Origin of the sequence: Novosphingobium kalidii (genome assembly GCF_040534015.1) — a bacterium.
Lineage (GTDB): Bacteria > Pseudomonadota > Alphaproteobacteria > Sphingomonadales > Sphingomonadaceae > Novosphingobium > Novosphingobium kalidii.
On record NZ_JBEWLY010000011.1, the window covers coordinates 1 to 11428 of the forward strand.

Annotated in this window: 7 protein-coding genes and 2 pseudogenes; 4 read left to right on the forward strand and 5 right to left on the reverse strand. The window is 63.7% G+C overall.

The features are described from left to right. Nucleotides 1-424 precede the first annotated feature (424 nt). Nucleotides 425-2194: a glycoside hydrolase family 3 C-terminal domain-containing protein gene (locus tag ABVV53_RS06270; protein WP_353983547.1), complete on the reverse strand. Its 1770-nt coding sequence runs from the start codon at nt 2192-2194 to the stop codon at nt 425-427. Between the two features lie 245 nt (nt 2195-2439). Between ABVV53_RS06270 and ABVV53_RS06280 the strand changes: the two are divergent. Together ABVV53_RS06280 and ABVV53_RS06285 are read left to right on the forward strand one after the other, a co-directional pair. Further along, nucleotides 2440-4694: pseudogene (locus ABVV53_RS06280) on the forward strand (Tn3 family transposase); the annotation flags it as partial. Nucleotides 4695-4760: 66 nt separating this feature from the next. Next, a pseudogene (locus tag ABVV53_RS06285) lies at nt 4761-4937 on the forward strand (transposase); the annotation flags it as partial. Between the two features lie 309 nt (nt 4938-5246). On the opposite strand, the gene ABVV53_RS06290 reads toward ABVV53_RS06285, so the two are convergent. Next, the gene (locus ABVV53_RS06290; protein ID WP_353983541.1) at nt 5247-7142 is read right to left on the reverse strand and encodes a methyl-accepting chemotaxis protein; all 1896 of its coding nucleotides are present in this window, start codon (nt 7140-7142) and stop codon (nt 5247-5249) included. A gap of 571 nt (nt 7143-7713) precedes the next feature. Here ABVV53_RS06290 and ABVV53_RS06295 point away from each other — a divergent pair. Then, nucleotides 7714-7974 (forward strand): VOC family protein, encoded by a 261-nt coding sequence (locus ABVV53_RS06295; protein WP_353983542.1) that lies wholly within the window; start codon nt 7714-7716, stop codon nt 7972-7974. A gap of 100 nt (nt 7975-8074) precedes the next feature. Here ABVV53_RS06295 and ABVV53_RS06300 read toward each other — a convergent pair whose 3' ends face one another. From ABVV53_RS06300 to ABVV53_RS06310, 3 genes are all read right to left on the reverse strand, one after another. After that, entirely contained in the window at nt 8075-8557 is a 483-nt protein-coding gene (locus ABVV53_RS06300; RefSeq protein ID WP_353983543.1) for a hypothetical protein, read from the reverse strand. 99 nt (nt 8558-8656) lie between these two features. Further along, entirely contained in the window at nt 8657-9403 is a 747-nt protein-coding gene (locus ABVV53_RS06305; protein ID WP_353983544.1) for an SDR family oxidoreductase, read from the reverse strand. Nucleotides 9404-9432: 29 nt separating this feature from the next. Next, nucleotides 9433-10299: an SDR family oxidoreductase gene (locus ABVV53_RS06310; protein WP_353983545.1), complete on the reverse strand. Its 867-nt coding sequence runs from the start codon at nt 10297-10299 to the stop codon at nt 9433-9435. A 104-nt stretch (nt 10300-10403) separates the two neighbouring features. Here ABVV53_RS06310 and ABVV53_RS06315 point away from each other — a divergent pair, with 104 nt between their 5' ends. Beyond that, the gene (locus tag ABVV53_RS06315; RefSeq protein WP_353983546.1) at nt 10404-11255 is read left to right on the forward strand and encodes a LysR family transcriptional regulator; all 852 of its coding nucleotides are present in this window, start codon (nt 10404-10406) and stop codon (nt 11253-11255) included. The last annotated feature ends 173 nt before the right edge of the window (nt 11256-11428 follow it).

The window sequence follows — 11428 nt, forward strand, 5'->3', positions numbered from 1 at the left end:
AGAGGTAGATCTTGAGCATCGTCGACGGATGGTAGGCCGGGCGGCCGGTCTCGGCAGGCGTCGCTCCGGCAAAACCCAAGGCGTGGAAATCGAGCCTTGAACGAAACGGCCCATTCCAAAGCCTCCCACAAATGCGGGAAAACTCTAGCACAGCCTCGCATTTTTACACAGCCTCGACCAACTCGAGCCGTTCCCCGACCCGCGCCAGAACGGCTGCTCTTGCCGAAACTGGCCTTCCCGCTTCATTGAGCAGACCGGCGGCAGTGCGCCCTCAATCTCGTCGTTCCCGACCAAAGATTACCTGCCTGAGAGCTGACGCACACGTCGCTCGTGTACGAGACAGTGCTCAGCTTGTGGGGGGAAGTCGCAAGGTGAGCTCACGGCTATCATTCCCCACCCGATGCGAAAGGTTGATCTGCCCTTGTCAGCTTGCCGGTGCGCCGCTTTCACGCCAGCTGCGCGCGGGCAGAATGGCCTCGACGGCCGGGCCGAGGCGCTCCGCGCTCTCGCCAAGTGCGAAGCGGTAGCGTCCCGCCGGCATGTGCCAGCCGCCGTCCTTCCAATCGGCGAGAAACCGCGGATCGATGTTCAGAGTTACCTGCTTCGTCTCACCCGGCTTCAGCTCAACCCGCTCGAACCCGACAAGCCGCAGCTTTGGCTGTCCGGCCTGCGAAACCATGTAAAGCTGGGCGACGTCGGCCCCCTCGCGCGCGCCTGTGTTGCGCATGGTGAAAGTGGCGGTCGTCCCCGAGACCGTGGGGGCAGAGGTGTCAAACGTGGTGTAGCTCAGCCCATGCCCGAACGCGAACAGTGGCTCCAAGCCCTGCCGCGCGTACCAGCGATAGCCCACGTCGGAGCTTTCAGGATACATGATCGGCAGGACTTGCTGTTCCTTGGGCAGCGTACGGACATCCTTGCCCTTTGCCGCATCGATCAGGTTCTGGCCCGGCAGCACCGGATTGGAAATCTGCGCAGCGGCGACCGGGAAGGTGACCGGCAGGTGCCCGGACGGGTTGACCTCACCGGAGAGAACGCGGGCGATCGCCTTCCCGCCGCGGTTGCCTGCATACCAGGCCTGCAGCACCGCCGGTACCCGGTCGATCCAGGGCATTGCTACCGGGCCGCCGGTCTCGAGCACGACGACCGTGTGCGGGTTGGCGGAGGCTACCGCCTCGATCAGTTCATCCTGGTTCTCGGGCAGGCTGAGGCCGGGTACGTCGCGGCCTTCATACCGGAATTGCTCGGCGAAGACGACGACCACGTCCGCGCTCCGCGCCGCTTGGGCGGCGCGGACGGGATCGCTCCCGTCATCGAAGCTCACCGTGGCCTTGGGATATTGCTCTTTCAGCGCGGCGAGCGGCGCCGAGGGCATATAGAGGCGGAAGTGGTACATCTTGTCATCGTACCGCAGTCGCACGGGGGAGCCGCCGACCGGCCACACCTGAGAAGATCCGGCGCCGGCCGGAACACCTGCGTCGGCATGGCCGCCGACTACCAGGATGTGTTTCGCACCGCCGGCCAAGGGCAGAATGCCGCCCTCGTTCTTGAGCAGGACGATGCCCTGCTCCGCGGCGCGCTGGGCGCGGTCGAGGTGCGGCGCGAAGTCGATCGGCTTGCGTCCTTCCGCAGGGTCGCGCGCCAGGCCGAGCGAATACATGGTGCGAAGAATACGGAACACGGAACGGTCCACATCGGCCGACGCGACCGTGCCAGCCGCCAGCGCGTCCTTGAGGCGCTGGCCGAACCAAAGATCGTCCTTTGGCTGCGTACCCGATTCCTGGTCCAGGCCCTGGCGGATGGACACGGAGTGGGCCGCTCCCCAGTCGGACATCACCCAGCCCTTGTAGCCCCAGTCGCGCCGCAGCACGTCGTTGAGCAGGAAGGCATTCTCGCAAGCATAGATCGTGTTGATCTTGTTGTATGCGCACATGACGGAGCCCGGCTGGCCGATCTCAATCGCCTTCTGGAAGGCGAGCAGATCGCTTTCGCGCATCGCGGGCTCGTCCATCTGCGCATCGGCGAAGGAGCGCCCCGTCTCGTTGGCATTGAGCACGTAGTGTTTGACCGTCGAGACGACGTTGTTCGACTGGACACCGCGAACGGAACGGCCGCCGAGCACGCCCGTGAGCAGCGGATCCTCGCTGAAATACTCGAACGCTCGTCCACCCCTCGGGTCACTTCGGCACGCGCCGATCGGTTGGCCTTCATGCCGGAGGCGGTTTCGCGGAAGACCTCAACCACCTCATAGCCGCCACGCTCGGCAAACCGGCGAGGTCGCGGAGCTGCCGCTCGCACGACTGGTCGGCTGTCGAGACCCTGGCGTAGATGGCGGCGCGCTGTCCCAATTGAACCCCTCTGAATTTAGGCCTCGAAATGCCTTGATCTGCGCGGGGTCAGTGTTGTCCAAAACAGACTTCTGTTCAACAGGGACACTGCCACATGCCGAGACGCCAGATCCTGAGCGCCCGGCAGCGGTCGGCGCTGCTTGACCTGCCGACCGACGAGGCGTCGCTGCTGCGACATTACATTCTGGCGGATGACGACCTGGTTCATATAGACCGGCGGCGTCGGCCGGAGAACCGGGTCGGCTTCGCACTGCAACTCTGCGCACTGCGCTATCCGGGCCGGATACTGGTGCCGGGCGAGGTAATCCCGTTGGCCGTGTCCGCCTTCCTGGCAGCTCAGCTTGGCATCGCTGGTCGATACACTTGTCCGCTACGCCGTCCGACGCCAGACCCGCCAGCAGCACATGGAGGTGTTGCGTTCCATCTATGGGTACAGGCCGTTCCCCGGCCAGGGTACACGGGCACAGGCCTTCCGTGACTGGCGGTTCGCGGAAGCCGAACAGGCACGCTCCCACGACGATCTCGCCCGGCGGTTCATTGCTCGCTGCCGTGACACTATGACCATCCTGCCCGCAATCACGACTATCGAGAGGTTGTGCGCGGACGTGCTCGTCGCGGCCGAACGTCAAATTGAAAGGCGGCTCGCCGAGCGGCTCAATCCCGTGACTTGTGCTCGGCTCGACGAGCTGACCACTGGAATGCTGCCGGGCGCGATCAGCCGCTTCATCTGGCTGCGCCGGATCGAGCCGGGCAACAATTCCGCCGCGGCGAACCGGCTGCTCGATCGATTGGAGTTCCTGCGGGCGATGGACCTCCTCGATGCCGGTCTGCTTGCCGGAGTTCCACCGCATCGCGTCGCCAGATTGCGGCGACAGGGTGAACGCTACTTCGCCGATGGTCTGCGTGATCTGAGTGCCCACCGACGTCGCGCCATCCTCGCGGTCTGCGTCATCGAGTGGGCAACTGCGACTGCGGATGCGGTGATCGAAACGCATGACCGCATCGTCGGGCGCACCTGGCGCGAGGCAAGGCAGCTGCATGACGCTCGGATCTCAGATAACAGGGGTGGGGGGTCACTGCGACGCTGGCCGGCTTCGCAGCGCTCGGACAATCGCTGCTCGAAGCGCATAGCGGCAGTGCCTCGCTGGAGGACGCGATTGCGCATGCGGCGGGATGGGAACATCTGACTCGCCTCGTCGCGACCGCCAGGACGCTGACCGACACGTTGGGTGACGATCCGTTGGCCCATGTCGATCAGGGCTATCACCGTTTCCGTCGCTATGCCCCGCGCATGCTGCGCTGCCTCGACCTCGAAGCCGCGCCGGTCGCCCGGCCCTTTCTGAACGCGGTGGCCGCCGTCGCCGCCAAAGACGCATCCCCGGCGACTGACGATTTCCTGCGGCCGCATTCCAAATGGCGGAGACAGTTGCGAGCGAAGGGCTACGATGATGCCCGTCTCCGAGAGGTCGCGGTCATGTTCCACCTACGCGACGCGCTACGCTCGGGCGACATCTGGCTCGATCGCTCGCACCGCTACGGCGACCTGCGCAATGTCCTGGTATCGATGGAAGTTGCGCATGCTGCGAAGCTGGCCATTCCATCCAATCCGCATGTCTGGCTCGCCGGTCGCAAAGCCCGTCTCGCCGATCGCAAAGCCCGTCTCGCCGATCGCAAAGCCGTCTCGCCGATGGCTTTGCCCGGCTCGGTCGCGCTGCGCGTAACGGCACGATCCCCAAAGGCAGCATCGAGGACGGGACGCTGCGCATTGATCGCCTCACCGCCGACGCGCCGGATGGAATCGATGACCTGGTGCTCGATCTCTACCGCCGTCTGCCGCCCGTCCGTATTACCGACCTGCTGCTCGAAGTAGATGACGCGCTTGGGTTCACCGACACCTTGACGCACCTGCGCAGTGGCGTTCCGTGCGGCGACCGGATCGGCCTGTTCAACGTCTTCCTTGCCGAGGGTCTGAACCTGGGCCTGCGCAAGATGGCAGAGGCGTCCAACACCCATGATTATTGACAACTCTCTCGTCTCGCGCGCTGCCACGTCGAACGCGAGGCGATCGATCAGGCGCTGGCTCATGTGGTCGCCGCACAAGGCGATCTGCCGATGGCGCAGGTCTGGGGCATGGGCACAACCGCATCCGCCGATGGTCAGTTCTACCCCGCCGCGCGACAGGGTGCGGCGATGAACACGGTCAACGCTCGCTATGGCAACGATCCCGGCATCAAGGCTTATACCCACGTCAACGACCGCTTCGCGCCGTTCGCATCGCAAACCATCCCTGCGACCGTCAGCGAAGCCCCATACTTGCTCGACGGGCTGACGATGAATGAGGCCGGGCGCGCGTCTATTCAGCCGGCGAACGCTCCTTCGGTGCTTGGCCGGCGAGCAGGCACACGCCCGAACTGGCAGACTGTCGAGCATCCGTTCGGTACGCTGAAAGCCTGGATGGGCTCGACACACTTCCAGATGAAAACACTGAAACACGTCAGAACGGAAGCCAGCCTTCACGTCCTGGCCTATAACTTCAAAAGGCTGATCGCTATCCTCGGCGTCCGGCCATTGATCGCAGCATTGAAGACCTGAGCGTCCACGCTCAATCTTCAGCGCGCTGCTCCGACATCATAGGCCTGCTCGCGAGAACCCGTTTTTACACGGCCTGTCTCAATGGCGGACATGCCGCTTGCCATTATGAGCCCTCCACAAGCGGCCATTCCTATTGCCATGATCGTGTGGAACATCCTTGCGTGATGGTAGATACCCGCACAACTGGTATCATTGAGGTTTTGAAGCGGCTTTGACAGAGGACATCGTCGCATTGCCAAGGCAGCGTGGCCGCTACGGCTGTCGCCAGTGACGGCCTTTCTACGCTGACCGTATTCTTACGAAAATCGCTTAGAAGCTGGCCCAATCCTCGTCGGTAGACGCAGTAGCGACGATGCCGGGGGCACTGCCGTTCGCTTTAGCCTTGATACTCAAGCGTGAAGCCTGGTCGTTCACGACCGGAGCCGTGAAGGTTGCGGACGGCTTGGCCATGATCTTGGCCGACTTGCCTCCATCACTGATCCTGAACTGGCTTGCCTTGCCCGCAAGAGCTTCAGATTCGCTGTTCAGGTTGCGCGCGGCAGCCGAAGTTTCCTCGACCATCGCGGCATTCTGCTGCGTCGCCTGATCCATGTTGTTCACGGCAACACTGATCTGGCTGATCGCGGAGGCCTGAGCCTGGTTGTCAGATGCCATGCCGCCCAGCAGCTGGTGAACTTCGCCGACACCTTCGGAGATGCCAGCCAACGCGCCGTCGACCCGCTGCACCGCCTCGACGGCGGTAACGATGTCGGTCTGAGTCACCGTCAGCTGATCGCGCGCACGCTTCGCTTCCTCTTCGGCACGCATGGCGAGCGCACTGACTAGGTCAGCCACGACCGCGAAGCCGCGACCCGCGTCACCCGCACGACCAGCTTCCACGGCGGCGTTCATGGCGAGAACGCGGGTCTGGAACGCGATCTTGTCGACGCCCTCGATAACTTCGTCGATGCCTTTCGCGCTTTCACGCACGCGGCTCATGGCCTGGACTGCCTCATCAGCGACGGCACGACCGCCTGAAACGGTGGTGATGGCTTCATCGGCACGCGTCACCGTGCGGCCCGCCGCTTGGGCCGTGGCCTTGATGCGACCATCGATCTGCGTCAGCGCAGCCGAGGTTTCCTCCAGGCTGGCCGCATTGCTCTCAGTGCGGCGCGCAAGGTCTTCCGAAGCGTGCGCGATCTCGCTCGAGCCGGTGCGAAGGCTATGTGAGCTCTCGATCACCGAGCCGATCAGGTCGCGCAGATTGGTCAGGGCGGAGTTGAAGTTCGTGCGCAGTTGCACGTAGGACGGCGGGAACTCGGCCTTGATCTCGGCCGTAAGGTCACCCTCCGACACGCTGGCAAGCTTTTCCGAAACCGTATCGACGACAAACTTCTGGTCCGCGTCGGACTTGGCCTTTTCCACGGCTGCTAGTTCCTGGGCAACGGCCGCGTCGCGGAACACGAGCACCGCCTTGGCCATCGCGCCAACCTCGTCGCCACGCTCAACTCCTTCAACAGCAACCTTGTTGTTGCCAGCCGCCAAGTGACGCATCGTTTCCCGGAGGCGGTCGAGAGGAGCAACGATCGCGGCACGAGACACCAGCATAGCCAAGGCCACGCCGCCGACAACAGCGATCGCGCTAATGGCCAGCATCCAGAAGGAGGTTGAGCTCGCACTGGCTGATACCTCGAGGATCTTCCGGTCACCGGCTTCGATCCGAGCGCTATTTAGACCCGCCGACTTACTTTGGGACTCTGCAAGCTGCTTGTCAGCCTCACGCAGGACAGCCATTGCCTCTTCCTTGCGATTGGCAAGCCCGAGCTGAGCTGCCCTCGCAACGGTGGCATGCAGATCCTCGAAAGAGCGGAGAAGTTCCGGCATCTGTTCAGCGAGGCTCGGATCTGTCTCAAGGGCCTTTTCGAAGCTCTGCTTCCCAGCTGCGTAGGATTCCTCAAGCTCTCTTGCAGAAACACGCCCTTCAGCGCTTCCGCCTTCGTACGCCATGGCACGGTAACCTGCGTACATCATCTCGACGGCACGCCTGTTGGCGCGCGCCAGTTCGGTGGTCGCGGGAAGAGTCTTGCCGGCGAGAGCCGAATAATCTGAATCGATGGAGTTGATCGTGCGATAGCTTAGGCTGGAAAGCCCCAAGGTGACTATGCCCAGCATGATGAGCAAAGCGGCCACCTTGCGGGCGATCTTCATGTCGGTGATGAAAGTCATTGGAGTCCTTCGTTCTTCGAGGCTCCGCCGCAGCGGACCACCCATCACGATTTATAGAACTGGGAGTGGAGGAAGGAGGGAGCGACCCTGAGGTATTTTGCAAATCGTTGCCGACGCGCGGTTCGTTTCGGAGAATTCTTTGAGATCCAAAACAAAGGCGGGGTGTTTCGATCTACACTGAACATGCTGATGAAGGATGGCTGCGGGCTCCTTGAGCTCGCCGCCATTTGTTTTGGCTCCGCCCTGAAACGGTGTTCGAAGGGCACCCGAATGCGTTTACGCGCGTTCTACACTGGTCTGAGTCACTGCCGATCGCCTCGTTCATCCGGAGCGAAGGCTGCTTCTCTCTGGAGACCCGCTCTGGCTCCACACCGAAGCTGAATGCCACTAGCCGTCGCCAACCGCTGCGTTTGAACCAAAATGGCCTACGGTAGATTTACCGGCCAGGAAATCCTATGTCGTCGTACCCGAGTCCATGCTGTCGGAGCCCGACGACCTCAGGTCAGCGGCGATCCGCAGCGTTTCAAGCCTCCCCGCCAAGCGCGTTCGTAAGCGCGCATAGGAGTCGCTCATGGCACGCATCAACTTCATCGAGCTTCCCGCGCCCGACCTCGGCGCTGCACAGACCTTCTACTCAGCCGTGTTCGGGTGGGAAATGACCAACTTCGGCCCCAGCTACTCATTCACCATGACCGGCAAAGTGGACCTCGGGCTACAGGGGGATAGTAGCGAAGCGCCGAGTATGCCTCTCCCGGTGGTCCTGGTGGACGCCATTGAAGCTGCGCAAACCGCTGTCGTGGAGGCCGGAGGGATTATCGGCAAGCCGATCTGATCCAGCTTTCCCAGAATACCATCCCTTGTGGGATGGCTCTGTGCGTCTCGCTTGCCGTTCCCAATCGGCAAAGCCATGGAGGATCGCTGGATGCCGCTGGTCAGACGCGCGTCACAAGGACCGTTTCACTGATTTCGATAACCGGTACTTCCCAAGGATGTGCTTCCACGATCGCATCGATTGCCCGGCACACTGCGTCGTCCGCTGCGTCCATCGGTATATAGATCGTCAGAATCACGGTGGGGGATGCAACTTCCAAACCTGTCTGCCCTAATGCGGGACGGGCAGCGGCGTCGGACGTGAACAACTCCCAACCCGATCCCAACTCCACCACGGATTTGTAAACCCCGAAGTCTCCAAGAGGATTTTCCGCGCGCACAATGTCCAGGATCTTCGCAAGAGCACTGTCCGGATCAATCGCCGGCAGTTGCCCTGCCGACAGCATATTCAGCATTGCGTCATCGACTGGACAATGGATCTTCAGCGCCTTGACGGCACGGGTGGTATGTTTCGCAATCACGCTGCTCACTACGGCCGAGACGCCAGCGAGGCAATGGCCGCGCCGCAAGCCGACGATGGTCATCAGCCTAACGGCGTTGTGCCCTTGGTTCCCGCTTCACCCATCCCCATCGGAAACCCGGCTCTCCCGAGCTTGCCGATCAAGACCTGACACTGATCCGGCTCAGCGGGTTGCGGCCCAGGCGACGGCATCAGCGCCGGCGGGAAAGTGTGCCGGTGCGCCCTCGTCGGTGACGGCGCGCCAGATGCCCTCTGCGACCTCGTCCGCAGACGTGACCGGCCCCGCATCCTTCTGCCAGCCTTCCATGATGCTCTGTGCCAGCGGGGTGTACGGCGCAGGGATGGCGCCTGCCATGCGGCCTTCGGCGTTGCCGTAGAAGCTCGTGGCGGGCGCCCGCCCAGGCAGGACGACGCGGACGCGGATGCCGAACGGCTCCAGCTCGATAGCCATGCTGTCGCTCCATGCGTTCACCGCCGCTTTGGTGGCGGTGTAGATCGACAGCAGCGGCAAGGGTGCGAACGTGACGGTAGAGGTGACGTTCACGATCACGCCACCTGTGCGCTCCCGCATTTGCGCCAGCACCGCCCGCGCCATCGCGATCGGACCAAGGGTGTTCGTCTCGAACATTGCGCGGGCGACCTCGATCGGAGTGCCCTCGACGGCGCTCAGCAAGCCGATGCCGGCATTGTTGACGAGCGCGTCGATCGGGCCGGCCGCCTCGACCAGCGCGGCGATGCTGGCGGGATCGGTAACGTCGAGCGGCAGGACGCGGAGGCGGTCGGAGGCGGGCAGGACGTCCTCGCTCGGGGTGCGCATCGTGGCGACGACGTTCCAGCCACGTGCTGCGAAGAGGCTGGCGGTCGCCAGGCCGAAGCCTGACGAACAGCCGGTGATGAGGATGGTCTTCATGGAGAATCTCCCAATTCCGGGTTTGAGGGTCAGGCCGCGGCGAGTGCCTCTGCGGCTTCGCGATAGCCGTGCAGTGGGCGTCCCAGCAGCGTCGTCAGGCGCTCGCGGTCGCCGGGCTCCGGGATCATACCCTCGCTGACATAGCGCTCGGCCATCAGGCGCATCTCATAAGCCGTCCACTTCGGCATGAAGGCCGCCATGTTGGCCTCGAACCCGCTGGGGTCGTCACCGCCATAAACGACCGGACGGCCGAGCACGTCGGACCAGATCGCCGCCACGTCCTCGCCGGTCAGCGTGTCGGGGCCGACCAGGTTGATCGTCTCGATCGGCAGCTTGTCCGCTGCCTGCTCGCGACGCACCAGCTCGATCGCGGCGACCTCGGCGATATCGCGGGCGTCGACCATGGCCAGCCCCTTGCCGCCGATCGGCATCGGATAGACGCCGTGGCCGAGGATCACGTCCTTCACCATCGCCTCGTTGTCGATGAAGTAGGTGGGGCGCAGGATGGTGGCGCCGAAGCCCATCGCTTCCAGCATCCGCTCAGCGCCGGACTTCACCGCGAAGTGCGGCACGTTGACGGCCTGGTCGGCGCCGAACACCGACAGGTAGACGACCCGTTCGACCCCCGCCTCGCGCGCAATGTTAAGCGTGATGATCGCCTGGGTAAACTCGTCGCCGGTCACCGCATTGAGCAGGAACAGCGTGCTGACGCCCGAGAAGGCCGCGCGCAAGCCTTCGATGTCGAGCAGGTCGCCCTGCATCACTTCCACCCCGGCCGGGAACGCCGCCTTAGTGGGATCGCGGGTGAGGACGCGAACGTCGGCATGGCGGGCGACGAGCTGGTCGACGACGTGGCGGCCGACACGGCCGGTGGCACCGATCACGAGAATGGTCATGGGATAGTTCCTTCGTTGGTCTTGCTGACGGGACGAAGATGGGTGATCCAGACCCAAGCAAATAGACGCGTAATCTGGACGCGGCGTCTCACTGATGGAACGACATGGACCTGCTCGCGCTCGCCGACTTCACGCTCGTCGCCCGACATGGCGGCTTCGGAAAGGCCGCGCACGCCGCGCGCCGGCCCAAGGCAACCCTGTCCCGGCGCGTAGGCGAGCTGGAGGCGGCGCTCGACCTGCGGCTGTTCGAGCGCGGGCGGCGCGACCTCAAGCTGACTGAAGAGGGACGCGCGCTGTTCGAGCGCTCGGTCGCTCTGCTGACGGAGCTGGAGGAGACGGCCACCGCGATTGCGTTGGGCAGCGAGCGGGTGCGCGGCCGACTGCGGATCAGTGCCCCGCTGCTGTTCTCGCAGACAGCGATGGGCCGGCTAGCCGCGGAGTTCGCGCGGCGCCCTCCCCAGGTGAGGCTGGAGGTAACGACCGACGATTGGGCGGTCGACATGATCGAGGAGGGCTACGACCTCGTAATCCGCGTCAATCCCGCGCCGGACGAGACGCTGGTCGGTCGCTCGTTCCTCCATGATCGAATGGTAGTGGTGGCTCGCCCTGACATGCTGCGGCCGACCGGTGCGGCCGTACCCGCCGTGGTGCGCGGAGTCGATGCCGATGGAGCTCAAGGTCGATCCGGTGCTGCGCTTGTCGTCACTTGTCATGATCTGCGATGCCGTGCGCGCGGGAGCAGGGCCGGCCCGCTGCCGCTATCGCTCGTCAGCCGTGACATCGCCGATGGGCGATTGGCGCATTGGGGTGACGTGGCTGGCTCGGAGATTGCCCTATGGGCGCTCTATCCGACACGCAGGCTGCTCAACGCCAGAGTGTCCGCCTTCTTGGATCTCCTACGGCACCCGTTCCCCCAAGCCGCACCGGAGGAGCTTGCCGCATATCTCGACCGGTGAAGCTCCCGCGAGGTGCTTTCTCGAAACGCGATCGGGTTTTAGAACGCCGCGCATCGGCGCGAATGGCCGAAAGTGGTGGAGGCTGTGTAAAAACGCGCCGAGGCGGAGGTGTCGGATCTTAGTGCGGTGACAGGCTGTGCACGATTTTTGCTAAAGGCGCGGCTCGTGATCAG

Excerpts from the sequence above, each read along its gene's own strand:
- ABVV53_RS06300 (WP_353983543.1), bottom strand. The coding sequence starts at position 8,557 with ATGACCATCGTCGGCTTGCGGCGCGGCCATTGCCTCGCTGGCGTCTCG.
- ABVV53_RS06295 (WP_353983542.1), top strand. The coding sequence starts at position 7,714 with ATGGCACGCATCAACTTCATCGAGCTTCCCGCGCCCGACCTCGGCGCT.
- ABVV53_RS06310 (WP_353983545.1), bottom strand. The coding sequence starts at position 10,299 with ATGACCATTCTCGTGATCGGTGCCACCGGCCGTGTCGGCCGCCACGTC.
- ABVV53_RS06305 (WP_353983544.1), bottom strand. The coding sequence starts at position 9,403 with ATGAAGACCATCCTCATCACCGGCTGTTCGTCAGGCTTCGGCCTGGCG.
- ABVV53_RS06290 (WP_353983541.1), bottom strand. The coding sequence starts at position 7,142 with ATGACTTTCATCACCGACATGAAGATCGCCCGCAAGGTGGCCGCTTTG.
- ABVV53_RS06315 (WP_353983546.1), top strand. The coding sequence starts at position 10,404 with ATGGACCTGCTCGCGCTCGCCGACTTCACGCTCGTCGCCCGACATGGC.